Source organism: Azospirillum largimobile, assembly GCF_977007025.2.
Window position 1 is genome coordinate 362159 of the sequence record NZ_CDRMUA020000002.1, and the last position, 24992, is coordinate 387150.

The 24992-nt window shown below is 70.4% G+C and carries 12 protein-coding genes; 5 read left to right on the plus strand and 7 right to left on the minus strand.

Translation table 11 applies throughout. The features are described from left to right. Positions 1 to 56: 56 nt before the first annotated feature. The gene (locus ACWPKK_RS15050; protein ID WP_452005503.1) at positions 57 to 5423 is read left to right on the plus strand and encodes an SDR family NAD(P)-dependent oxidoreductase; all 5367 of its coding nucleotides are present in this window, start codon (positions 57 to 59) and stop codon (positions 5421 to 5423) included. After that, complete coding sequence (locus ACWPKK_RS15055) at positions 5420 to 13927, plus strand: beta-ketoacyl synthase N-terminal-like domain-containing protein (RefSeq protein WP_452005506.1); 8508 nt, start codon at positions 5420 to 5422, stop codon at positions 13925 to 13927. The genes ACWPKK_RS15050 and ACWPKK_RS15055 overlap by 4 nt, the downstream gene beginning before the upstream one ends. Here the strand turns inward: ACWPKK_RS15055 and ACWPKK_RS15060 are convergent. The 4 genes from ACWPKK_RS15060 to ACWPKK_RS15075 form a co-directional block, all read right to left on the minus strand. Continuing rightward, positions 13921 to 15108 (minus strand): cyclic nucleotide-binding domain-containing protein, encoded by a 1188-nt coding sequence (locus ACWPKK_RS15060; protein ID WP_452005508.1) that lies wholly within the window; start codon positions 15106 to 15108, stop codon positions 13921 to 13923. The two genes, ACWPKK_RS15055 and ACWPKK_RS15060, sit on opposite strands and share 7 nt — an antisense overlap. 87 nt (positions 15109 to 15195) lie before the next feature. Continuing rightward, the gene (locus tag ACWPKK_RS15065) at positions 15196 to 16230 is read right to left on the minus strand and encodes a LysR family transcriptional regulator (protein WP_452005511.1); all 1035 of its coding nucleotides are present in this window, start codon (positions 16228 to 16230) and stop codon (positions 15196 to 15198) included. 143 nt (positions 16231 to 16373) lie between these two features. Beyond that, a complete protein-coding gene (locus ACWPKK_RS15070; RefSeq protein WP_452005514.1) occupies positions 16374 to 16865 on the minus strand; it encodes a TIGR02588 family protein in 492 nt (163 codons plus the stop codon). Between the two features lie 20 nt (positions 16866 to 16885). After that, on the minus strand, positions 16886 to 17752 hold the full coding sequence (locus ACWPKK_RS15075; RefSeq protein WP_452005517.1) for a TIGR02587 family membrane protein: 867 nt from the start codon (positions 17750 to 17752) through the stop codon (positions 16886 to 16888). Positions 17753 to 17963: 211 nt separating this feature from the next. Here ACWPKK_RS15075 and coxB point away from each other — a divergent pair, with 211 nt between their 5' ends. The 3 genes from coxB to ACWPKK_RS15090 are packed head-to-tail and all read left to right on the plus strand — an operon-like array spanning position 17964 to position 21894. Next, positions 17964 to 18968 carry a cytochrome c oxidase subunit II gene (coxB, locus tag ACWPKK_RS15080; RefSeq protein WP_452005520.1) on the plus strand — a complete coding sequence of 335 codons (1005 nt, stop codon included), beginning with the start codon at positions 17964 to 17966 and terminating at the stop codon, positions 18966 to 18968. Beyond that, positions 18965 to 21520: a cytochrome c oxidase subunit I gene (ctaD, locus tag ACWPKK_RS15085; RefSeq protein WP_452005522.1), complete on the plus strand. Its 2556-nt coding sequence runs from the start codon at positions 18965 to 18967 to the stop codon at positions 21518 to 21520. The genes coxB and ctaD overlap by 4 nt, the downstream gene beginning before the upstream one ends. A gap of 11 nt (positions 21521 to 21531) precedes the next feature. Then, positions 21532 to 21894, plus strand: coding sequence for a hypothetical protein (locus ACWPKK_RS15090; protein ID WP_324866868.1), 363 nt, complete (start codon positions 21532 to 21534; stop codon positions 21892 to 21894). Positions 21895 to 22009: 115 nt separating this feature from the next. Here ACWPKK_RS15090 and ACWPKK_RS15095 read toward each other — a convergent pair whose 3' ends face one another. The 3 genes from ACWPKK_RS15095 to ACWPKK_RS15105 form a co-directional block, all read right to left on the minus strand. Next, positions 22010 to 22693 carry a peptidoglycan-binding domain-containing protein gene (locus ACWPKK_RS15095; RefSeq protein ID WP_452005525.1) on the minus strand — a complete coding sequence of 228 codons (684 nt, stop codon included), beginning with the start codon at positions 22691 to 22693 and terminating at the stop codon, positions 22010 to 22012. Positions 22694 to 22834: 141 nt separating this feature from the next. After that, positions 22835 to 24001: a c-type cytochrome gene (locus tag ACWPKK_RS15100; protein ID WP_452005528.1), complete on the minus strand. Its 1167-nt coding sequence runs from the start codon at positions 23999 to 24001 to the stop codon at positions 22835 to 22837. A gap of 4 nt (positions 24002 to 24005) precedes the next feature. Further along, on the minus strand, positions 24006 to 24860 hold the full coding sequence (locus tag ACWPKK_RS15105; protein ID WP_452005531.1) for a cytochrome c oxidase assembly protein: 855 nt from the start codon (positions 24858 to 24860) through the stop codon (positions 24006 to 24008). Positions 24861 to 24992: the final 132 nt, after the last annotated feature.

Consider the following 24992-nt stretch of genomic DNA (forward strand, 5'->3'; position numbering starts at 1 on the left):
TCCAGCCTAGCAAGCGCGCTTCCGCCCCAATCCCCCTCCGAACATCCGAGACCGCCTTGAAGAACCGCCACCCCATCGCGATCGTCGGCATCGGCGCCATGTTTCCGGGTTCCGGCACCACGCACGGCTTCTGGCGCGACATCCTCGCCGGCCGGGACTGCATCGGCGACGTGCCCGCCACCCATTGGCTGGTGGAGGATTTCTACGACCCCGATCCCACGGCGCGGGACAAGACCTATTGCCGCCGCGGCGCCTTCCTGCCGCCGGCCACGCTGGACCCGCTGGAGTTCGGCATCCCGCCCCAGGCGCTGAGCGCCACCGACACCGCGCAGCTGTTGGCGCTGATCGTCGCCAAGGAGACGCTGGACGAGGCCTGCCGCACGCAGTTCCGCGACATCGACCGCAGCCGGACCAGCATCGTGCTGGGCGTGGCGTCCGCCACCGAACTGGTGGGGACCATGGGGGCGCGGCTGCAGCGGCCGGTCTGGGTCAAGGCGCTCCGCGAGGCCGGCCTGCCGGAGGACGAGGTGACGGCCATCTGCGACCGCATCTCCTCCCAGTATGTGGAATGGCAGGAGAGCAGCTTCCCCGGCGTACTGGGCAATGTGGTGGCGGGGCGCATCGCCAACCGGCTCGACCTGGGCGGCACCAACTGCGTGGTGGATGCCGCCTGCGCCAGTTCGCTGTCGGCGCTGCTGATGGCGATGAACGAGTTGGAGCTGGGCCATTCCGACATGGTCATCAGCGGCGGCGTCGACGCGCTGAACGACATCTTCATGTACATGTGCTTCAGCAAGACGCCGGCCCTGTCCAAGAGCGGCGATTGCCGCCCCTTCTCCGACGCGTCGGACGGGACCATCGTCGGCGAGGGGCTGGGCCTGTTCGCCCTGCGCCGGCTGGAGGATGCCGAGCGCGACGGCAACCGCATCTATGCCGTCATCCGGGGGATCGGGTCGTCGTCCGACGGCCGCGCTACCAGCGTCTATGCCCCGCGGCCGGAGGGGCAGGCGGTGGCCTTGCGCCGGGCCTATGCCGATGCCGGCCATGACCCGCGCAGCGTCGAACTGGTCGAGGCCCACGGCACCGGCACCCGCGCCGGCGATCTGGCGGAGTTCACCGCGCTGACCCAGGTGTTCCGGGAAGCCGATGCGGAGGCCGGGGCCTGGTGCGCCATCGGTTCGATCAAGTCGCAGATCGGCCACACCAAGGCCGCCGCAGGTTCCGCCGGGTTGCTGAAGGCGGCGCTGTCGCTGCATCAGAAGGTCCTGCCGCCCACCATCAAGGTCGAACGGCCGGACAGCCGCCTGAAGCTGGAGAGCAGCCCCTTCTACCTGAACACCCGTGCCCGGCCCTGGGTGAAGGCGGACGGCCCCCGCCGCGCCTCCGTCAGTTCCTTCGGCTTCGGCGGCAGCAACTATCATGTGGCGCTGGAGGAATACACCGGACCGCAAGCCGCGTCCCGCCTGTGGGCGGGCGGCGCGCTGCTGCTCGTGGGGGCCGCCGATGCGCGGTCCCTGGCCGACGCGGCGCGCTCTCTCGGCGCCCGCGTTGAGAAGGATGGGCTGGAGGCGGTCGCCCGCGACAGCCAGATCGCATTCGATCCGCGTTCGCGCCACTGCCTCGCCATCGTCGCCGCCGATGCCCGGCAGTTCGAGGCGCGCTTGGCGACCGTGCTCAAGCAGACCGGCGCCTTCAGCGCTCCCGGAATCCATCTGGCGGTGGGCGAGGGTAAGGGCAAGGGTGGGGGCGGCAAGGTCGCCTTCCTGTTCCCCGGTCAGGGCAGCCAGTATGTGAGCATGGGTGCCGATCTGGCCGTGGCCTTTGACGAGGCCCGCGCGGTCTGGGACGGCCAAGCCGCTCTGCCGGCCGTTCCGGGCCAGTCGCCGCTGCACCGCGTGGTCTTCCCGCCGCCCGCCTTCACCGGCGAGGAGGGGGAGGCGCAGGAAGCGGTGCTCACCCGCATGATCCACGCCCAGCCCGCCATCGGCACGGCGAGCCTCGCCCTGCTGGCGGTGCTGGAGCGTGCCGGCATTCGCGCCGATGCCGTCGCCGGCCATTCCTTCGGCGAGATCACGGCGCTGTGTGCCGCCGGTGTCCTCGACCGCGACACCGCGCTGTCCCTGGCCGCCGAACGTGCCCGCTGCATGGAAGAGGCCGCATCCGGCAGCGACGGCGCCATGATCGCGGTCGCTGCCGGACGCGAGCGGGTGGAGCCGCTTCTGCAGGGTCTGGATGTGGTGCTGGCCAACGACAACGGGCCGGAGCAGGTGGTCCTGTCCGGAACGCGCGCGGCGGTCGACGCGGCCGCGACCCGGCTGGAGGCCGAAGGGCTGCGGGTGGTCCGGCTGAAGGTCGCCAGCGCCTTCCATTCGCCGGTGGTCGCGCAGGCCGCCGAGACCTTCCGCAGCGTCCTCGACGGCACGGCGTTCGGGTCCTTCGCGATCCCGGTCTATGCCAACCTCACCGCCAGCCCCTACGCCGCTGCCGAGGTCCGCGACCTGCTGGCCGGGCAGATCGCCGGAACGGTCCGCTTCCGCGAGACGGTCGAGGCGCTTTATGCCGACGGCGTCCGGACCTTCGTGGAGGTCGGGCCGGGTTCGGTGCTGAGCGGTCTGGTGGCCCAATGCCTGGGCGACCGTCCGCATCTGGCGGTGGCCCTGGACCGGCGCGGGGCCAACGGCGTCGCCTGCCTGCTGGACGGCTTGGGCGCGCTGGCGGTGCATGGCTTGCCCGTCGATTTCGAAGCGCTGTGGGCCGGCTTCGCCGAAGAACGCAAGCCCAAGCCCGCCTCGCCGGCCGCCGTCCGCATCAGCGGCGCCAATTTCGGCAAGATCTATCCGCCGCCGGGCGGTGCTGCCGCGCTGCCGAAGCCCAACCCGCCGCGCCCCGCCATCGCGCCGCCGGCGCCGGTTGCCTCGGTGCCGGCTACATCCGCCCCGGTTTACTCCCCGTCCATCGAAGAAGCTCCTATCATGGTCACGAACTCTCCCGCTCCGCAGCCGGCGCCCATTCCCGTCGCGACCGCGCCGGTTGAGACGATCTATCACCATGTCGCCGACGCCCATGCCGCCTTCCAGCGCGCCATCGCCGAAAGCCATCAGGCATTTTTGGCCGTCGCCGGTCAGGCGATCCAGAGCCTCAGCGGTGTGCCGGCATGGCCGGCGGCAGCACCCGCCGCCCCGGTGGCGCCGACGTTGGCGCCCAGCATGCCTGCACCCGCTCCCATGCCGGCCTTGGCGCCGGTGCCGCCGGCTGCGCCGGTCATGCCGGTGCAGAGCCACGCGCCTGTCGCCGCAGCGCCGCAGCATTTCGCTCCGGCCAGGGTGGAGCCTGTTCAGGCCAAGCCCCAGCCGGTGACGGCAACCGCCGCGCCCGTTGCCGCTCCGCCCGCGGTCAACGCCCGGGACATCGTGCTGGCGGTGATCGCCGACAAGACCGGCTACCCGGTGGACATGCTTACGGCGGACATGGAGCTTGAAGCCGGTCTCGGCATCGACTCCATCAAGCAGGTGGAGATTTTCTCGACCCTGCAGGAGCGCATTCCGGCGCTGGGCAATGCCGACATGCGCGAACTGAACGCGCTGAAGACCATCGGTCAGATCCTTGGCATGGCCGACAGCCGCAGCGGCGCCTCCGCCCCCACGGCTGCCCCGGCGCCCGTGGTGGCGGCAGCGGTTCCGGCGGCCAAGCCGGCTGCTCCGTCCGTCGATGTCGGCGCGCTGTTCATGGGGCTGGTGGCGGAGAAGACCGGCTATCCCGTCGAGATGCTGAGCCCGGAGATGGAGCTTGAGGCCGGTCTCGGCATCGATTCCATCAAGCAGGTCGAGATCTTCTCGGCCCTGGTCGACCGCCTGCCGGAGCTGGCCTCGGTCGAGATGCGCGAATTGACCGCGCTCAAGACCGTCGGCGCGGTGATCGACCGCATCAAGGGCGACACCCCGGCTGCCCAGCAAACGCCCGCACCGCAGACCCAGGCTCTGCCCGCGTTATCGGCAGGCACCATCCGCACCTGCTCCGTCTTGGAAGAGCGGAAAGCGGGCGGTGCCGACATGTTGCGCGGGCTGACCAGCGTCGCCGTGGTGCCGGATTCGTCCGGTGTCGCCGCCGAACTGGTGGCTCTGCTGTCGGCCAAGGGCATCGCCGCCCGGATCGCCGAGCTGCCGGGCGGGCAGGACGACGCGGTGCTGTTCCTGGCCGGGCTCGACGGGGCCGATGCCGCCTCGGCCGCCGATCTGCACTGGCGCGCGCTTGCCGCCGCCAAGGCCGCCGACGCCCGCTTCGGCAAGACCGGCGGCGCCTTCGTCACTGTCGAGAAGGGTGGTGAGGCTTGGCTGGGGCTTGGCGGTCTCGTCCTGACCGCGGCGCATGAATGGCCGGCAGCGCGGGTCAAGGCCATCGAGCTGGAGCCGGGAAGCCGCTCCGCCGCCGACCTCGCCCGTGCTCTCGCCGCGGAGATCGCCACCGGCGACGGCGATGCGGAGGTCCGGCTGGCGGCCGACGGCAAGCGTCTGGTGCGGACCCTGCGCGAGGGAGAGTCGGCCGACGGTCCGCTGCCGCTGGAGCAGGGCGCGGTGATCGTCGTCTCCGGCGGTGCGCGCGGCGTGACCGCCGTGGCGCTGGAGCAGCTGTCCCGCCGCATCCGCCCGACCCTGGTCATCCTGGGCCGCAGCGATCCCGGCGCAACGCCGGTTCTGCCGGGCATCGCCGAGGATGCAGACGAGGCCACCGTCCGCCGGGCGGTGATCGCCGGTCCCGGCGCCGGCAGGCAGCCGCGCGAGATCGAGGCGATGGTCAAGGCCATCCTTTCCGCCAACGAGGCGCGCGCCACGTTGCGCCGGTTGGAAGCGGCCGGTGCCCGCGTCCGCTACTGCCGCGCCGACGTGCGCGACGCGGCGTCGGTCGCGCAGGCGCTGGCGGCGGTCCGTGCCGAGGCCGGGCCGATCTCCGGCATCGTGCATGGGGCCGGCGTGCTGGCCGACAAGCGCATCGCCGACAAGACGCGCGACCAGTTCGACGCCGTTTTCGGCACCAAGGTGGAGGGCATCGCCAATCTGTTGGCCGCCACCCGCGAGGATCCGTTGCGCGTCATCTGCCTGTTCTCTTCCATCGCCTCGCTGCACGGCAATGCCGGGCAGTGCGACTACGCCATGGCCAATGGCGTGCTGAACGCCGTGGCGCGGTCCGAGGCGGCACGCCGGCCGGACTGCACGGTCAAGGCCATCGCCTGGGGGCCGTGGGACGGCGGCATGGTCGGACCTGCGTTGAAACAGCATTTCCGCCGCATGTCCGTCGATCTGATCGCGCCGGCGGATGGTGCCGACTTCATGCTGCGCGAACTGGCGCAGCCGCCGGCCGGCGACGCGGTCGTCTCCTGCATCGGGCGTTCGGCCGCCGCGGGTACTGCCATCGGACGGGCGGCATGAGCCGGTTCCCGCCCATCGCCATCATCGGCCACGGCTGCGTGTTGCCGGGCGCCCTAAGCCCGGCGGAGCTTTGGCAGGCCGTCGTCGAGGGGCGGGATCTGCTGCGCCCGGTGCCGCCGGGCGTCTGGCGGGTCGATACCGCAAAGGCGCTGTCGCCCGAGGCGCTCGAGCGTTCCGCGACCGACAAGGGCGGCTATGTGCAGGGCTTCGACGCCATCTTCGATCCCAACGGCTTCGCCTGCCCGGCGGAGGAACTGGCCGGGCTCGACCCGCTGGTGCTCTGGCTGGTCCACAGCGGGCGCGAGGCGCTGCGCGAGGCCGGGCTGGACATCGCGCCGGGCGGGCGCTGCGGCCTGATCGCCGGCAACCTGTCCTATCCCACCGCCAGCCTCAGCGCCTTTGCCGAATCGGTCTGGCTGGACCGGGAGGGGCCGAAGCCCGCCAACCGCTTCTCGTCGGGCCTGCCGGCGCAGCTGGCCGCCCGTGCCCTCGGCCTGCAGGGACCGGCCTTCTGCCTGGATGCCGCCTGCGCCTCCTCGCTCTATGCCGTCAAGCTGGCCTGCGACCAGCTGCATGACGGGACCGCCGACCTGATGATCGCGGCGGGCGTCAACCGCGGCGACGACCTGTTCCTTCACATGGGCTTCACCGCGCTGAACGCCCTCAGCCCCACCGGCCGCAGCCGGCCGTTCCACCGCGAAGCCGATGGGCTGATCCCCGCCGAGGGGGCGGCCTGCGTGGTGCTGAAGCGGCTGGACGACGCGGTGCGAGACGGCAACCGCATCCTCGGCGTCATCCGCGGCATCGGCCTGTCGAACGACGGGCGCAGCCGAGGCTTCCTCGTTCCCGACGCCGGGGGCCAGGAGCGCGCCATGGCCGGCGCCTATGCCCAGGCGGGTTTCGCGCCGGAGGCGGTGTCGCTGGTGGAATGCCATGCCACCGGAACGGCGCTTGGCGACGCCACCGAGATCGCCAGCATGAGCCGCATCTTCGCCGGCTTGCGGGATGTGCCGATCGGGTCGCTGAAGTCCAACCTGGGCCACCTGATCGCCGCCGCCGGTCTGGCCGGCATGGTCAAGGTGATCCAGGCGATGGCGGCGGGCACCCGACCGCCGACCCTGCATGCCGATGCGGCGCCGCTGGACGGCATCCATGCCTCGCCCTTCCGCCTGCTCGACCGGGCGGAGCCGTGGGAGGTGGATGGGCCGCGCCGCGCCGGAATCAGCGCCTTCGGCTTCGGCGGCAACAACGCGCATCTGGTGCTGGAGGAGTGGCACCCCGCCACCGTGTCCGTTCCGGTTGTCGCTCCCCCGCCGCCGTTGCGCGTGGCCGTCGTCGGCCTTGCCATCGTTACCGCCGCCGATGACTTCGCCGCGGCGCTGGCCGCCCAACCGGCGGAAGACTCTCCGCGCGCCCTGGACAGCATCACGCTGGACCTCGCCACTATCCGCGTCCCGCCTGCCGACCTGCAGCATGCCCTGCCGCAGCAGCTTCTGGCGATGAAGGCGGTTGCCCGCGCCGTCGCCGACGCCCCGGCCTTGCCGGCGGCCACCACCGGCGTGCTGATGGGCATGGGCTGCGACGCCGAGGTGGCGCGGCGCGGCCTGGGCGTGCGGCTTGCCGACCTGTGCGGCCCGGATGCCAGCGTGGATCTCGGTCCCCCGCTGAACGCGGCCGGCGTCATCGGCACCATGCCCAACATCGTTGCCAACCGCTTCAACGCCCAGTTCGACTGGCGCGGCCCCAGCTATTCGGTATCGGCGGAGGAGTTGTCGGGGCTTGCCGGGTTGCGCATCGCCGCCCGCGCCCTGGTGACGGGCGAGCTGGACGCGGCGGTCGTCGGCGCGGTCGATCTGTCCTGCGAGCCGGTGCACCGCAGCGCGCTCGCCGCCCTGCGCCCCGACCTCGCTACCCCCGGTGACGCCGCCGTCGTCCTGGTGCTGCGCCGGGTGGAGTGCGCCGAGGCCGCCGGCGAGCCGATCCACGCCATCCTCGACCTGTCTGCCGCCACTGATTCCGCCGAAGCGGAGTTCACCATCGCCGGGCCGCAAGGGGCGAGTCCCGTCACCAGCCGCTTCGGCCATGCTCATGCGGCATCGGGCTTGCTTCATGTGGCCGCCGCCGTGGTCGCCTGCCGTGGCCGAATGAAGCCCGGAGAGGGCGCTACCCAACCCTGGCTGGATGCCGGTCGCCTAGGCGCCCGCGTGAGCGTCGAGGCGCTGGGCGGCGCGACCGACGGGCTTCTGGTCGAAAGCGGCGATGCCTCGGTCCCGGCAGTGCTGCCGCCGGACACGCGTCTGCGCTGGTTCGCCGCCGGCAACCGGGCGGAGCTGTGCGCGCGCATCCGGCGCGGCGAGGATGGCGGGCAGGGACCGGTGCGGCTGGCCTTCGCCTGTCCGGCCGGCAGGGAGGCCGAGACCCTGTCCCGCGCGCTGGCCCTTGCCGAGGGGCGCGAGGCCACCGCCGACGGTATCCAGTTCCGCGAGCGACCGCTCGGCGGCGGGCTGGCCCTGGTCTTCACCGGGGCCGCGGCGGCTTACGAGGGGATGGGGCGCGAGCTTTTCCTGTCCATGCCCGATGTCGGCCGGAGCGTGACCGCGCGCTTCCCCATCCTCGCCCATGCGGCGGAGCGGCTGTACGGATCGACCGAGCCGCTCGACGCGATGGCGCAGCTGCAGACCTGCGCGCTGATCTGCCAGAGCCATGTGGAAGTCAGCCGCGGCGTGCTCGGCCTGCGGCCTGCGGCTGTGATGGGCCTGTCCTCCGGCGAGACCAACGCGCTGTTCGCCGCGGGCATCTGGTCGGACATGGGCGCCATGTTCGCGGAAATCGACGCATCGGGCATCTATGGCCGCCATCTGACCGGCGACTGCCTTGCAGCCGCGCGAGTCTGGGGGCAGGCGGATGCCGCCGACTGGCGCAACTGGCGCCTGCTGGCCCCGATCGCGGAGGTGGAGGCGGCGCTGGCCGGCCTGCCCCGCGTGTCGATCACCATCGTCAATGCGCCGCAGGACTGCGTGATCGGTGGCGACGCCGATTCCTGCCGTCAGGTGATCGCGCGCATCGGGGCGCACCGCGCCCTGCCGCTGGGACAGGACATGGTGGTGCATTGCGCGGAGATGGCGCCCTGCGCCCCGGTCTGGCGCCGGATTCACAGCCGCGAGACCACGCCGCCCGAGGGCATTGCCGTCTATGCCAATGCCTTCGGCGAAGCCTACCGGCCGTCGGTTGACCTTTGCGCCGAGGCCCTGACCCGTCAGGCGATGGAACGGGTGGACTTCCCCCGCACGATCCGCCGCGCCCATGACGACGGTGTGCGGATCTTCGTCGAGCATGGTCCGCGCAATGCCCTGACCCGCTCCATCGCCGCCACTCTGGCCGGCCGCGAGCATCTGGCGGTCAGCCTGGACCATCCCGGCCGCGCGCCGCTGGAACAGTTGGCCCATGTGGCGGCCGAGCTGTTCGCCGCCGGGCAGGAGCCCGCCATGGCCGAGGTCGCCCGCCGCCTGGAGCGCCGCACCGCCCCGCCGCCGGCCCAGCCCCTGACCTTCGCCGCCCATGCCGCGCCCGTCGCGGTCGCTCTCGGACAGCCGATGCCCCCCGCACCGCCCCTGCCGCCGGTCGCCGACCTGCCGCCGCCCGATCTGGCCGCACGCCGCCCGCTGGACGAGGCGCCGGAACCGGTGGTGGTGCCGGAACCGGAAGCGGTCCTTGCCGGAATGCAACCTCCCGCCATGCCCAGCTTTCCCGCTTCGGCGCCGGTTCAGCCGTCCGACAGTCCAATTGCCCGCATCCTCGCCCGTACGGCGGAACTTCACACCGGCTATCTGAAGACCGCGTCGGACCTGCACCGGAGCTATCTGCAGGGTTTCGGGGTGCCGACGCTGATCGCTCTCCCTCTCCCCCCCGCTCACGCGCAAACTTCGTTTGCGCTGACGCGACAGGCGGACCTTTGGTCCGCTGAAAGCGGGGAGAGGGTCGGGGTGAGGGGGATGCATGGGGTGGATTCTCGGGTAACGACCGCTGCGGAACCCCCTCACCCTAACCCTCTCCCCGGGTGGGAGAGGGGATTGTCCCGACACCTCCAGATCGAACCGCGTGTCAACACGACTGCCCCCCCGGGCCGTCCGCTCTGGGACCGCGCCCAGCTGGAAATCCTGGCGTCGGGCAAGGTATCCGACATCTTTGGTCCGCTCTTCGCGCAGCAGGACGGCTACGCGCGTCAGGTCCGTATGCCGGAGCCGCCGCTGCTGCTGGTGGACCGCGTCATTTCCATCACCGGCGAACCCGGCAGCATGGGGCTGGGCTCCATCGTCACCGAGACGGACGTCACGGCCGACAGCTGGTATCTGCACAACGACCGCATGCCGGTGGGGCTCGCCATCGAATCCGGGCAGGCCGACCTGCTGCTGATCTCCTGGCTGGGCGCCGATTTTCGCAACAGGGGCGAGCGCGTCTACCGCCTGTTGGGCTGCGAGATGACCTATCACGAGGGCGGCCTGCCGCGGGTGGGCGACACGCTGCGCTACGACATCCACATCGACGGCCATGCCCGCATGGGCGAGGTCGGGCTGTTCTTCTTCCATTACGATTGCCGCATCGGCGACCGGCTGGTGCTGTCGGTCCGCAACGGGCAGGCCGGATTCTTCACCGACCAGGAATTGGCCAACTCCGGCGGCGTGCTGTGGAGCGCCGAGGAGGACCGGCCCAGGGACGGCGCGCGCCTGGACCCGCTGCCCTGTCCGTCGCGACACCGCTCCTTCACCGCCGAACAGCTGGATCTTTGGACCGCCGGACGGGCCTTCGCCTGTTTCGGCGAGGGGTTCGAACTGGCCGGCAGTCACCAGCGCACCCCGGCGATCCCGCAGGGGCGCATGCGCCTGATCGACAGCGTGACCGCCTTCCAACCGCAGGGCGGCCCCTGGGGACGGGGGTATCTGCGGGCGGAAAGCCATGTCCCGACCGACGCCTGGTTCTATGCCGGCCACTTCAAGAACGATCCCTGCATGCCCGGCACGCTGATGGCCGAGGGGGCGGTGCAGGCGGTGGCGACCTTCATGGCGGCCGGCGGCTTCACCATCGGACGCGATTCCTGGCGGTTCGAGCCGGTGCCGGACGAGCCCGCCCGCTTCGTCTGCCGCGGGCAGGTGGTCCCGGACGCCGCCCATCATCTTGTCTACGAAGTCTTCGTCGAGGAGATCGAGGACGGCCCGACGCCCATCGTCCGCGCCGCCCTGCTGTGCAGCGCCGATGGCTTCAAGGTCTTCCATTGCCGCGCCTTCGCCGTGCGGATGGTGCCCGACTGGCCGCTCGGCCATGGGCGCCATGCCCTGCCGGCGCTGGCGGAGGCGCCGCGCATCGTCGGCACCCGCGGCGACGTGCGCGGCGATTACGAGGCGCTGCTGGCCTGCGCCTGGGGGGCGCCGTCCTTGGCCTTCGGCAGCATGTATGCCCGCTTCGATGCCGGGCGGGTGCCGCGCCTGCCGGGGCTGCCCTATCACTTCATGTCGAGCGTGGTCTCGGTGAACTGCCCGGCCGGGGAGCCGACCGTGGGCGGCACGCTCCTCGTCGATTACCAGGTGGAACCGGACGCCTGGTACTTCGCCCGCAATGCCGCGCCGGTCATGCCGTTCTGCGTGCTGATGGAGGTGCTGCTGCAGCCCTGCGGCTGGCTGGCCTCCTACATGGGCTTCGCGCTCGCCTCCACCGAGGATCTGGCGATCCGCAACCTGGACGGCGACGCCGCCCGCGTGCTGGCCGAGGTGACGCCCGCCGACGCCCGCGTCCGTACCGAGGCGACGCTGACCCGCTTCTCCCGCGCCGGCGGCATCACCCTGATCGCCTTCAAGGTCCGGGCCTGGGTCGACGACCGCCCGCTGATGGAGCTGGAAACCTCCTTCGGCTTCTTCGCGTCCGCCGCGCTGGCGAAGCAGAACGGCCTGCCGCCCTTGCCGGCCGATGATGCGCGGGGTATTCCGCCTGCCATGCCCGTCGTGGAGCCGCGCGGCGCGAAGCTGGCGGACGGAATGCTGAGCATGGTGGACGAGGTCACCGGCTGGTGGCCGCAGGGCGGCGCCAGCGGACTGGGACTGGTGCGCGGCCGGCAGGTGGTCGATCCGGAATCCTGGTACTTCAAGGCCCATTTCTTCCAGGATCCGGTTCAGCCCGGCTCGCTGGGGGTCGAGGCGCTGCTGCAATTGCTGGAGCGCGCCATGGTCCTGGCGGGGCTGGACAGCGAACTGCCGGCACCGCGCTTCGAAGGGGCGGCCCTGGACGTGGCGCTGCGCTGGAAGTATCGCGGTCAGGTCGTCCCCACCAACCGGACCGTCACGACGGAAATCGAGATTGTGCGGATCGAGCGCGACGAGCGCGGCATCCTGGCGGTTGCCCGCGGCAGCCTGTGGGCCGACGATCTGCGCATCTACGAGGTGGACGGGCTGGCGGCGCGTCTGGTGCCCGGCGGTGGCGGCAATGGCGGCATCCGCCTGGATTTGGACAGCGCCCCATGGTTGGGCGACCATCGCCCCACCCATACGGCCCCCGCGGTTCCCCTAACCTGTCTTGCCGACATCATGGCAGCGGCGGTTTCGGGCGAATGCGTCGTCACCCTTGAGGATGTCCGGGTGCAGCGCTGGGCGACGGTGCCGGTCACGCTGGTTCCGGAGGTGGAGCCCGACGGCCGCGTGACCTTGCGGGATGGCGGCGACATGCTGGCGACCGGCCGGGTGATCCGGGCGGACGAGTGGCCGGCGCCGCCGCGGCCGTTCGATCCGCTGGAGGATGCCCGGCCGTCGCCATGCCCCTATGCCGCCGCGGAGCTGTTCCACGGCCCGGCCTTCCAGATCCTGAGCGGGCTGCGCACCGGCTCCGGCGGCGCGTCCGCCGATCTGGACGCGGCCAAGGCGGCGCGGGTGCCGGGACTGATCGGTCCCGCGCTGCTGGATGCGGGTCTCCATGCCACCCCCCGCCATGCCCCCGAACTCTGGTGGGGGGAACAGGCGTCGGGGATGCTCGCCTATCCCAGCGCCATCGAGCGGCTGAGCCTTTTCGGCCCGACGCCCTGCGACGGCATGGTCCGCATCGAGGTGCGTGCGCTTCCCCTGGACGCCCAAGGGCGCGCCCGGTCGCGCCTGCAGTGGATTGCCGAGGGCAGGGTCTGGGCCGAGATGGACCTCGCCGACGTGCTGTTCCCCAAGGGGGCGCTCGGCAAGGCTCCCGCCCTGGCGCGGCAGGCGTACCTGCGCGACCGCAAGGCGGCGCCCGGCGTGCGCCTGTCGCGGGCGGAGAACGGAGTCACCCGGCTGAGCGCCCGCGAGGTCGCGGCGAGCAACTGGCTGCCCGGAACCCTGGAAAGCCTCTATGGCGTGTCAGGCAACCCCTCCGACATGGCCCACGCCATCGCGGCGAAGGAGCATGCGGCGGCACAGCTCGGCGTTCATCCGGGGGTGGTGACGGTCGAGGGCGATGTCGCCCGCTGCCCCGGCGCGCAGCTCAACCCGGTTCCGCTGTCGGTCACGCGCGACGGTGCCGACTGGGTGGTGACAGGCACGGTCTCCGCCGCTCCCGACGTTTTGCCGCTGCGGACCTTCTGGCGCTCCCGCCTGGGGACCGGCGACTGGCCGGTGGAGGACCTGTTCCTGGCGCTGGCCGCCGAGTTCGTTGGTCAGGTGCGCGTGGCGGAGCCGAACGGGCTCGCCCGCATCCGCGACCGCGGTGCGCTGTTCCTCGGCAACCATCAGGTGGCGGTGGAATCGCTGACCTTCACGCTGGCGGCGGCCGCCCTGACCGGCAGGCCGATCCTGACCGTCGCCAAGGCGGAGCATCGCGACACTTGGCTTGGCAGCCTGCTGGCCTTGTCCGGCAGCGATTCTGGGCTTCGCCTGCCGCAGATGATGATGCTGTTCGACCGCGAGGATCCGGCGGCGATGCTGGGGCTGATGGAACAGGCGCGCGACGCGGTGAGGCGCGACGGCGTGTCGATCATGGTGCATGCGGAAGGCACGCGGTCGCTGTCCTGCCGGACGCCGGTGTCCCGGCTGTCCGGGGTGTTCCTGGATCTGGCGGCGAGGCTGGAGGTTCCCATCGTGCCGGTCCGCTTCGCCGGCGGCCTGCCGGTCGATCCCGCGCCGGAGCGGCTGGAGTTCCCTCTGGGCTTCGCCCGCCAGGACATCCATATCGGTCGCCCGCTGTGGCCGGAGGAGCTGGCGAGCCTGCCCCTGGCAGAGCGCAAGAGGGCCGTCCTCGACGCCATCAACGGGACCGGCCCATCGCTTGCCGGGGAGCGTCCCAACGAACCGCGCCCGGACTTCGAAGCGGCGGCGATGGCAATGGCGGCAACGCGCGGACTCAGCCTGCCGCGCGCGGCGACCCTCCAGGCGGTGTTGAACGCGATCCCAAGCGACTGCCCGCTCGCCCGTCTCGCCCGCAGCATCGCGGCGGGGGAGGGGGCGGAGGAGGTCGACCCGTGGCTGTCCGCCCTGGCCGGCTGGTTTCGAACTCAGTAGATGGGGATGCCCACGATCATCAGGCCGAAGACGCCGAGGATGGCGTGGGACACGCTGCTGCCGACCAGCGATCCCTGGCGGGCGAAGATCCAGCCCCAATAGAGGCCGATGGGGAACACCGCCAGGGCAAGGCCGATCGACACATGCAGGTGGGTGGCGCTGAACAGCATGTTCGACAGGACGATGGCTTCCGCCGTCTTGTACTTGCTGGTCAGGAAAAGCTGAAAGGATGCCTGGGTGCCGCGGGCGATGGTTTCCTGGATCGGCGTGAAGGCGCAATAGGCGCCGCCGTAGAGAAGGATTTCGCCCAGCGACAGCCCGGTGGACCGCGCGAAGTCGAACACCGGCTGCCCTTGCAGGGACGGGATCATCGTCACGCCGATCCATTTCAGCGTGACGATCAGCAGGGCGATGGGGATGGACAGAACCACCCCTTCCAGGGCGTTGCGCCGCCAGTTCTTCAGGGTGAAGCCATAGGCGCTGGGCGGCCAGGGGCTGGTCTTGACGGTACGGTACACGCCGAAGGCGAAGGCGGTCAGGATGGGCAGGCTGATGAGGGAGGTGTCTGGAACCACCTTGCTGAGCGCCGTGGTGACGCCCAACGCGAACATGTAGAAGCACAGGCCGACCAGCAGGCGGAAGATGAACTTGCTCATCTCCACGCGGTTCTCGGCCTCGTTCAGCTGACGGCGCAGGGTCTGGACCGTCACCTCGTTGGTGCGGCGCAGTCGTGCGGCCAGCTCATAGGCCAGGTTGATCTTGAGACGCCCATCCACGCCGAGTTGGCGGTCGGGATGCTCCTGCAGGCGGGAGAGCGGGACGGCGATGACCTCGCTGTCCTCGGCGGCGCGTACGGCGCCGGAGCGCGGGCCGCTGTCGAGCAGCGACACCTCGCCGATGGACTGGCCCGCCGTCAGCAGGGCAAGCCGGTGGCGGACGTCGCTGCCCTCCTCGCGCTTCAGGACCTCGAAGCTGCCGGAGAGGATGAAGAAGAGCGCGTCGCCGGGATCGCCCTCTTCGAACAGAAGCTGGCCCTGGGGGATCTTGCGGGGGCCATCCACGATGGCGGCCAGGTGCCGGATGTTCTCGTCCGAGAAGCCTTCAAGAAGAGGCGCGCTCCTCAGACGCTCGTCGATTTCCAGATGCCGCGCATCCGACGGCGCGCCACCAAAACCTTCCATCTCATCCCCCTCACCCGAAAAGCGCGGGCACCTTAGCGCAAGGGAGAAAGGGTTAGAAGTGACATGAGAAATCGGGACGTGCCTGGCTCACACGACGCAGAGGCAGGCACCCTCCTGGTCCATGGCGATGGAATCGACGGCGACCGGCAGTTTCTGCGCCTTCTCCGGCATCTTGGGCCGGTGGGCCTCGCCGCGGCAGGCATCGATCGGCACATCCTCCCCCTGCATCAGCGGGCAGCGTTCGAAGATCTCCGCCACCCAGTCGACGAAGACCCGCACTTTGGGCGACAGGTGGCGGTTCTGCGGATAGAGGGCGGAGATCGGCATCAGGGCCGGGCGCCAGTCTGGCAGGATTTCCACCAGGGCGCCGCTGCGCAGGTGGGGCAGGGCCATGAAGCGGGCGGGCTGGATGATCCCCAGCCCTTCCACCCCGCAGGTTACGTAGGCGTCGGCGTCGTTAACGGAGACGGTGCCGGACATCTTCACCTCGCGCTCCACCCCGTCGCGCTCGAAGCTGGGCTCGTGGACCTTGCCGGTCCGGGTGAAATACTTGACGGCGACATGGCTTTGCAGCTCGTCCAGCGTCTTCGGCGTGCCATGGGCGGCGAGATAGGACGGGCTGGCGCAGGTCACCGATCGGAAGGCGCCGACCCGCCGGGCGATCAGGCTGGAGTCCTGAAGCTCGCCGACGCGCAGCACGCAGTCCACCCCCTCCTGGATCAGGTCGATGGGCCGGTCGCTGAGTCCCAGCATCAGTTCGATGTCGGGATAGGCGCTGTGGAACTCGTGGATCGCCGGGATGATGACCAGCCGCCCGATGGAGCCCGGCATGTCCACGCGCAGCCGGCCGCGCGGCGTCTTGCGCGCGCTGGTGAAGGAGGATTCGACCTCCTCCAGTTCCTGCAGGATGCGGGTGGCCCCCTCCAGATAGGCGGCGCCGTCCAGCGTCAGGTTCAGCTTGCGCGTCGTCCGCTGCAGAAGCCGGACGCCCAGCGACGCCTCCAGGTTCTGGATGGTGGTGGTGACGGAGGCGCGCGGCAGCCCCAGCGTATCGGCCGCCTTGGTGAAGCTGTTGGCCTCCACAACCCGAACGAAGACGCGCATCGCGTGAAGCTTGTCCATGGCCGTCCTGTCCCGCCCTGCGTCTGCACCGCTCCCGGGCATGGGTGGTGCCGTTGGTTGAATAGGCGCTATTTAACCACGACGCGCGCCGCTGTCGATCATTCGGACGGACATGGCTGGACCGATAGGACCGGCAGGGAGCGCTACGGTTCGCTGTAGCTGGTGGGGATGATGCGCAGATCGAAGCGGGCTGGGTCCTGCTGGAAGATCAGGCCGCCGAAGCGTTCGGAGTAGGGCGGGAGATAGTCGAACTCGGCCTCCACCGCTTCGACCACGCGGTCGCCGGACCGCAGCTCGCCACGCACGCGCAGGGTGGCGGCGGTGGCGGTCGTGCGGTTGCGGATCTGGAAGCGGACGGTGTGGCCATGGCCGCCGACCTGGGTCTCCACCACGGTGATGTCGATCCTGCCGGGCACTTCACCTTCCTCCCGGAGGCCGTACTGCACCATGTAGGCGATCATGGCGGCGATCAGCAGGGCGCCGATGCCCGCCGCCACCCATTCCAGGGGGGAAGTCGGCGCTGCACGCTCCGCCTTGGTACTGTTCTTGTCCCGGTCCGCCTTTTGCGGTGAAGGCCGGGTCTGCTCCGTCACGGCGTCCTTGCGCAGGGGTGCCGGTCCGCCTTGCGGGGTCATGGTGGTGCCCTTCCTTCCGGTCACAGGATCAGCCGGGCGGACGCCGCGCCGATGGCGCAGGGGAAGCCCAGGACGACGGTGGCGCTGATGATCTCGGCCAGTCCCGTGCCGTCGGTCCGGCCGAAGGTCCACAGCAGGTAGAGGCAGATCGACAGCACGATGACGTAGCCGACGACGGTGAAGCGCAGGAACAAACTCCAGAACCCCACGCCGCCGGGCGGCTTCGACCCGCCGGGGAGCTCAACCGCATAGACGAAGGCGTGCATCAGGACGAGCGACAGCAGCAGAAGCGCGATCTCCCGCCACGGGTCCATCATGTAGGACAGCAGGACCATCTCCTCCGTCGGGGCGACGTTGAGGCCGAGGAAGAGCGCGCCGACGCCCATCAGGAACAGTTCCTGCCCGTATGTCATGGAATCCTGGCGTTGCGTGCTCTCGGCCGTCTTCTCGCCCAGCTGGTCGCGGGCCAGCATGGCGCCGATGGCGGCGGGGAAGCTCTGCAGCGCGATCTTGCCGATCAGCTCGCGCGCGGGCATGTCGAGTGTCAGGACCTTGAAGATGCCGAGGATGACGGCCGACATCGTCACCGCCACCGCGATGGCGACGAAGGCATCGGCGATGTCGTCGCGCAGGCTGGCGTTGGTCTTGAAGCCGCTGACCACCGACAGGCCGATCAGCAGCGGGATCAGCAGGACCAGCAGCAGCACCAGCCGCCAGGGCGTCATGGTGAAGCCGATCCACCACATCTCCATCGTCATCAGCATCGGCAGCGAGAAGATCAGCGCCCCGGCGAAGGCGCGCGCCAGTCCGACGAGGAAGGAGCGGTTGTCCTCGTAGGTGGGCCTTTCCGGTGTGGCGGCGTCCGGCCGGCCGGCATCGGCTGTCATGCATCGTCTCCCCAACCCCGCCGCACGGTCGTCGCGGCCCGCATTCCAGGGTCAACGCTTACGGCCACGCACAGGTTTCCGCGCCACCCAAAGGAAGATGAGGTGCCGAGGAAACCGCCGAGCCTCTGCTGTGTTGACCCTGGTGGGAACCTGGGGGTGGGGAAATGGGGCGAGGGGCGATGAGCCTCCCCCGTTGACGGGAGGAGGTGGCATGGACGGGCCGAGCCGGCGAACAGCGCGAAATCCACTGCGGCCGGTCTTGCCGGCGGTGGTTCTGGCGCTTGCCGGGTGCGAGGGGAGGCAGTCGGCGCTGGATGCGGCCGGCGTCAGCGCGCAGGAGATCCTGGTCACCAGCTGGATCCTGTTCATCGGCGGGGCCGCGATCTTCCTGGCGGTGATGGCGCTGGCGCTCTATGCCGCCTTCGTCCGGCCGGAGCGGTTTCCCGGCCGCAAGGCCTGGGTGATCGGCGGCGGCATCCTGTTCCCGGTCGTCACGCTGACCGCACTCCAGCTGCATGAATTCGCCCTGGCCCGCCGACTGGCGACGCTGGCGCCGGAACCCGCCTTCGTGGTGGAGGTCACCGGGCTGATGTGGTGGTGGGACGTCCGCTACCTCGTGCCGGGGCAGGAGCCGTTGCGCGCCGCCAACGAGATCGTGCTGCCGGCCGGCCGGCCGGTGGAGCTGCGGGTCGCCAGCGCCGACGTCATCCACAGCTTCTGGGTGCCCAGCCTCGCCGGCAAGATCGACATGATCCCCGGCCATGTGAACCGCCTGCCGGTGGTGGCGCAGCGGCCAGGGCTCTACCGCGGCCAATGCGCCGAATATTGCGGGGCGCAGCATGCCCTGATGGCCTTCGACGTCCGTGTCCTGCCTCCGGACGAGTTCGACGCCTGGATGGCGGCACAGCGCCGCCCGGTGCCGGAACCGCCGACGCCGGAGCTGGTGCGCGGCCGCGATGCCTTCTTCGCGCTCGGTTGCCAATCCTGCCATGCGGTGCGCGGCACGGAGGCGGACGGGCTGGTCGGGCCGGACCTCAGCCGCATCGGCGCGCGCGCCTCGCTCGCCGCCGGGACGCTGCCGACGCGGGTGGAGACCATCGCCGCCTGGATCGCCGGCGCCCAGCACATCAAGCCCGAGAACCGCATGCCGTCCTTCGACGTGACCGACGGCGAGACCCTGCATGCCATGGCCGCCTGGCTGGAGAGCCTGAAATGACGCTGCGCACCGACGAGCCCCGCGACGAGTTCACCGGTGGCCGGCCCACACCCAGCCCCATGCCCCGACCGCCGGGGGAGGAAGAGGAACTGCGCCGCCTCTGGCGTCTGCCGCAGGGGATCGCGCGCGTCACCGCGGTGAACAATACCAAGGTCGGCGTCTGGTACATCGGCACCGCGCTGCTGTTCTTCCTGATCTCCGGGGTGCTGGCGCTGGTGATGCGGCTGCAGCTGGCGATGCCCGGAAACGACCTGCTCGACCATGGCACCTACAACCAGTTCTTCACGGTCCACGGCACCGGAATGATGTTCCTGTTCGCCGTGCCGATCGTCGAGGCCATCGGCGTCTTCCTGCTTCCCTCCATGCTGGCGGCGCGCGACCTGCCCTTTCCCCGGCTGTCGGCCTTCGCCTTCTGGGCCTATTTCTTCGGCGGCATCTCCTTCTTCTGCTCGCTGATCTTCGACGCGGCGCCCGACGGCGGCTGGTTCATGTATCCGCCGCTGACCAGCTACGAGCATTCGCCCGGCATCAACGCCGATTTCTGGCTGCTCGGCATCGGCTTCATCGAAATCTCGGCCATCGCCGGCGCCATCGAGATCGTGGTCGGCATCCTGCGCACCCGTCCGCCCGGCATGACGCTGGACAAGCTGCCGATCTATGCCTGGTCGATGCTGGTGATGGCGGGAATGATCATCTTCGCCTTCCCCGCCGTCATCGTCGCCACCGCCCTGCTGGAGATCGAGCGCGCCTTCCACTGGCCGTTCTTCATCGCGGAGCGGGGCGGCGACCCGCTGCTTTGGCAGCATCTGTTCTGGTTCTTCGGCCATCCGGAGGTCTACATCATCTTCCTGCCGGCGGCCGGTCTGGTGTCGATGATGGTGCCGACGCTGGCCCGCCGGCCCCTGGTGGGGCATGACTGGGTGGTGCTGGCGCTGGTCGGCACCGGGTTCTTCAGCTTCGGCCTGTGGGTCCACCACATGTTCGCTACCGGCATCCCGTCGCTGTCGCTCAGCTTCTTTTCCGCCGCCAGCATGGCGGTGGCGGTGCCAAGCGGCATACAGGTGTTCGCCTGGATCGCCACGCTGGGGGCGGGGCGGGTGCAGTGGACGGTCGCCACCCATTTCCTGTTCGGCTTCCTGTTCATCTTCGTGCTGGGCGGGCTGACCGGCGTGATGGTGGCGGTGGTGCCCTTCGACTGGCAGGCCCATGACAGCTACTTCATCGTCGCGCATCTGCATTACGTGCTGATCGGCGGCATGGTGTTCCCGGTCTTCGCCGGGCTTTACCACTGGTGGCCGACGCTGAACGGCCGGCTGCTGTCGGAGCGGCTGGGGCGCTGGGCCTTCTGGCTGATGTTCATCGGTTTCAACGTCGCCTTCTTCCCCATGCACATCAGCGGCCTGCTGGGCATGCCGCGGCGGGTCTACACCTATCCCGGCGATCTCGGCTGGAACCTGCTGAACATGATCTCCACGGTGGGTTCCTTCGTGCTTGCCTTGGGCGTGCTGCTGGTGCTGGTCGACATTGCGCGCAGCGCCTTCGGCGGCGGGGAGAAGGCGTCCGACAACCCGTGGAACGCCGGGACGCTGGAATGGCTGCCGAACGAGCTCTACGCCACGCGCAGCATCCCGCACGTCACCAGCCTCTATCCCCTGTGGGACAAGCCGGACCTGCCGCGCGAGGTGCGTGAGGGCGCCCATTTCCTGCCCGGCGCCCCGACCGGCCGGCGCGAGACCATCGTCACCAGCCCGATCGAGGCCAAGCCGCAATACCTGATGCCGCTGCCGGGGCCACATTGGGGGCCGTTCCTGGCCGGGCTGTTCACGGCCGCGCATTTCCTGTGCCTGACCGTGCAGTGGTATTATCCCTCGCTGGTCCCGGCGGTGCTGGCCATCGCCATGGTGATCTGGTGGCTGTGGGGCCTCGACACCGGTGCCGACCACCCGCCGCAGGATGTCGGCGGCGGCTGGCGCGTGCCGGTCTATATCCAGGGGCCGAAGAACCATTCCTGGTGGGGCGTGGTGGTCCTCCTGCTGGTGGACGGCACCGCCTTCGCCTGCCTGATCTTCACCTACCTGTTCCTGTGGACGGTCAGCCCGGACGTCTGGCCCACGGGTGGAGACGGGTTGCCGGGACTGCCCTGGCTGGCCGGCGGCCTGGCGCTGTGGGGGCTGTCGGCGCTGGCCATCGGATGGGCGCGCAAGTCCGTCGACCGCAACCGGCACGGCCGCGTCCGCATCGGCCTGATCCTGGCCTGGGCGGCGATGGTCGGCGGCATCCTGCTGGACGCCAACGCCCAGATCGGGACCGGCCTCGTCGGCGCGGCCAGCGCCTATGGCGCCATCACCTACATGCTGGTGGCGTGGCAGGCCTTCCATGTGGCGGTGATGACGCTGATGCTGGGCTACACGCTGGCCCGCTCGGCCGCCGGGCTTCTGCATGCGGAGCGGCGGGTGACCTTCGACAACACCCTGCTGATGGGCTGGTACAGCGCGGCGCAGGGGACGATCGCCCTGCTGCTTCTCCACCTGTTCCCACGTCTGGCGATTTGAAAGGGGGCATCATGTCGGGCCGCAGCTTTCCCGTTACCTTCGGCGCGATGCTGGCGCCCTTCCTGATCTGGGCCGGGCATTTCGGCCTGGTCTATGCCATCAACGGCGCGGTCTGCGCGCGGGCACCGGACGGGGCGATGCTGTTCGGCTATCCGATGTCGGCGGCACTAGTCATCGCCGCGACGGTCCTCGCGATGGCCTGGGTCGCGATCCTGCTGGTGATGGCGCTGCGCGGAAGCGGTCCGGCCGGGCATGTCGCCTCCGCCGATCCGCGCCGCTTCGCCCGCTGGTTCGTGGTTACCGGGGCGGGCTCGGCACTGGTCGCCATCCTGTGGGTCGGACTGCCGGCCCTGCTGGTGCCGGCCTGCGGGTGATGCCGAAACCCTGAAAAAGGCTTCGCCGGCTTCGAGGCACCGGCGGCGGCCGGAGGGGCCGCCGCGGATGTCTCGAAACCGGCGTTGCGGTTTCAGAAGACCCTGGCTGCTGGAGTTACTGCTGAGTGCCGGTCTGGCCCATGGAGCCCTGCGGGGTGCTCTGGTTCTGCGGGGTGTCGCTCGGCACGGTGCCGGTGGTGCCCGTCGTACCCGTGGTCCCCGTCGTGCCGGTGCCCGTGTTGCCGGTCGTGCCCGTGCCGCCGGCGGTGCCGGTGTTGCTGGTGCTGCCGCTCAGGTTCAGCGCGGCCATGGTCTGCTCGTCGGCGCGGCCGGTGGCGCGCAGGCCGTTCTCGCGCTGGAACTGCATCAGGGCGCGGCGGGTGTTCGCGCCCCACACGCCGTCGACGGCAACGTCGCGGCCATCGGTGCGGTCGTTCAGCGCCTGCTGGATTTCGCGCACCTGTTCGTTGCTGAGGTTGCTGGAGGCCATGCTGCCGGAGCGGCGGGTCGACGAACGGTCGGAGCCGCTGCCCGACGTCTCTTCCCGGACCTCCTTGGTCGCACGGTCGGTCACGCGGTCGGTCTTCTTGCTCAGGCTTTCGTCCATGCTGTTGCCGGCAACGGCGCCGCCGACGCCACCGACCACCGCACCGACCGGGCCACCGACGACGGCACCGGCCACGGCACCGCTGCCCGCACCGGTCGCCGTCCGCGAGGTCTCCGTGCTGCCGCAGGCGCTGAGCGCGAACAGGGCGCCGGCTGCCGTGGCGGTCATGACGATCTTCGAAATCCCACGCATGGTTGCCATCCTTCTCGATTACGCTTCGATGTTGGCGACCCGCCGCCCGGTGCGGCCTGTACTGTCCTGCCGCACGGCAAGCGACAGCTGGGTCATGTGATGAACAATCAACAGCGGGCCTTCTTGTTCCCTGGCGTCGTCTCAGGATTTTCCGTCATCCCCGTTCACCATGGCGTCACCGTGAGCGCGGCGGGAGTAATACTCGGCGACGGCGTCGATCTGTTCGTCGGTCATCCGGCGGACGGCGGCCTCCATGATGCGGGACAGCGCCGTGTTGCCGCGCGCCTCGTCGCGCCACAGCCGCAGCTGGCCGGCGATGTAGGAGGCATGCAGGCCGTCCAGCGTGGGATAGCGCGGGTCGCGGGCATGGCGGCTGTCGCCCGCCCCTTCATGACAGCCGGAGCAGGCGGCGACGCCCCGTCCCGGATCGCCGGACTCCGCGACCCGGCGGCCCAGTTCCAGCAGCTTCGGATCGGGAACCACGGCTGCAAAGCTTGGCATTGCAGGCTTTTGGGCGGCGTAATGGTCGGCCAGCGCGCGGATGGCCTCCTCGTCCAGGCCGGCGGCGACGGGCTGCATGATGCCGCTGAAGCGGTTGCCCTGGGCGTAGGCGCGCAGCGTCTCGAACAGGTAGTCCGCCGACTGCCCGGCGAGCCGCGGGAAGGCGCCGTCGGCCCCGCCATTGCCGTCGCGCCCGTGGCAGCGGGCGCAGTCCTGCAGCGTCTCGCCCAGCCGGCCGGTTTCCGGGCCGCTGACGGGGCCGGTCAGATCGGCCACGCGGGCACGCCCATCCGGCTGGGTCCCGCCGAAAGCGAGGCCGCGATATTCTTCCGCGCTCATCCCTTTTATCCGCAGGAGAAAGGCGGTAACCGCCCAGGGCTCGTCCTTGCGCTGCTGCGCCGGCCAGGCCGGCATGCCGGCGTATTTGATGCCGTTCAGCGTGATCCAGTACAGCTCCCGCGGCTCCCACTCCGCCACCTGGTTCGGCAGATAGGGCGGCTCCGGCATCATGTGGCGGGAGATCGGGTTGCGCGGCGCGTCGGGCGCACCGTGGCAGGGGGCGCAGCCGTCCTCGTAATGGCCGGCGCCGCGGCGGATCAGCGCCGGGTCGTTCAGGTCGGGCGGCTCTTCGACGAAGGCGGCATGCGTCTCGACCGAACTGCGCATCGCCATCTCGAAGAACATCTCGACGGGCGTCCAGTGCTCCTTGGTCGCCGCGACGCTGTAGAGGCCGGACCACGCGAACAGCAGCCCGCCGATGCCGGCTGCCACCGCCGCCAGGGCGAGGGTCGTCAGGGTGCGCCGCATGCCCTCACCCGGCCTTTCCGCCGGAGAGCCGGCCGTCTTTGATCCGATCGTCCCAAATCCGATCATCGGCGCTCTGCCGCAGCCAGCGCGCCGCACCGGCCAGCACCAGTGCCACATAGGCCAGCGACCCGACCACCCCCATGATCAGCCCGCCCAGCTGCTGGTCGGCCAGCGGCGACAGGCCCCAGGCCGCGGTGGTGGTCAGGTGGTAGGGGAACAGCGGTGTCCCGGCGAAGATCAGCAGGCCTGCCAGCATCGCCAGATGGACCGAGGTGCCGAAGGCCGCCAGCAGCCCGCGCAGGCGCATGGCGTTCCCGGCGGGCGCCAGCACGCTCCTCCACGCCGCCACCGCTCCGGCGAACAGCGTGCCGTGCATCAGCCACAGCACGGCGTCATTCGCCAGCGCCGCCATGTAGGGACCCGGCAGATGCCAGACCCACAGCGAGATGCCGAACAGGCCCCAGGCAAGCTCCGGCCGTTCCAGCGGCCTGACCACAGTCCGAAGCCAGCCCGGCCAGCGCACCGCCCCGGCCGGCCAGCCGAGCACGAACAGCGGAGCCGCGACCTGCACGGTCAGCAGATGCTGGGCGACGCGGGCGGAGAACAGGGCGGAGGTGAGGTTGCACAGGGGAGAGACGAAGGCGATGCCCAGCACCAGCCAGCCGGCGGCGAGGCACCAGGGCCGGTGCCCGGAAGCGCCGCCTGCCGCCTGCATCCGGCGCGTAACCGTCGCCAGCCCGGCCGCCGCCAGGACGAAGACGGCCAACAGCCATGGATCGGTGTTCCAGGCCGTCGGCAAGTCACCCGGCACCGGGGGGACGCCGCAGTAGGGGACGAAGGGAAGGGCGTCTGTCGGCATGGCGTGGCCTCGCGGAATCCGGGATCTCTCCGCCCTGTCCAATGACCGGGGCCGCGGGATGTTCCCGGTAAGGCGACGTTTCAGCCCGATTGACCGTAAGGGGAGGGAGCAGAACGCCGGCTGGGGTGTTGT

Coding starts and splice junctions, on each gene's coding strand:
- ctaD (WP_452005522.1), top strand. CDS start 18,965: ATGACGCTGCGCACCGACGAGCCCCGCGACGAGTTCACCGGTGGCCGG.
- ACWPKK_RS15060 (WP_452005508.1), bottom strand. CDS start 15,108: ATGGAAGGTTTTGGTGGCGCGCCGTCGGATGCGCGGCATCTGGAAATC.
- ACWPKK_RS15065 (WP_452005511.1), bottom strand. CDS start 16,230: ATGGACAAGCTTCACGCGATGCGCGTCTTCGTTCGGGTTGTGGAGGCC.
- ACWPKK_RS15055 (WP_452005506.1), top strand. CDS start 5,420: ATGAGCCGGTTCCCGCCCATCGCCATCATCGGCCACGGCTGCGTGTTG.
- ACWPKK_RS15100 (WP_452005528.1), bottom strand. CDS start 24,001: ATGCGGCGCACCCTGACGACCCTCGCCCTGGCGGCGGTGGCAGCCGGC.
- ACWPKK_RS15095 (WP_452005525.1), bottom strand. CDS start 22,693: ATGCGTGGGATTTCGAAGATCGTCATGACCGCCACGGCAGCCGGCGCC.
- ACWPKK_RS15070 (WP_452005514.1), bottom strand. CDS start 16,865: ATGACCCCGCAAGGCGGACCGGCACCCCTGCGCAAGGACGCCGTGACG.
- coxB (WP_452005520.1), top strand. CDS start 17,964: ATGGACGGGCCGAGCCGGCGAACAGCGCGAAATCCACTGCGGCCGGTC.
- ACWPKK_RS15090 (WP_324866868.1), top strand. CDS start 21,532: ATGTCGGGCCGCAGCTTTCCCGTTACCTTCGGCGCGATGCTGGCGCCC.
- ACWPKK_RS15105 (WP_452005531.1), bottom strand. CDS start 24,860: ATGCCGACAGACGCCCTTCCCTTCGTCCCCTACTGCGGCGTCCCCCCG.
- ACWPKK_RS15075 (WP_452005517.1), bottom strand. CDS start 17,752: ATGACAGCCGATGCCGGCCGGCCGGACGCCGCCACACCGGAAAGGCCC.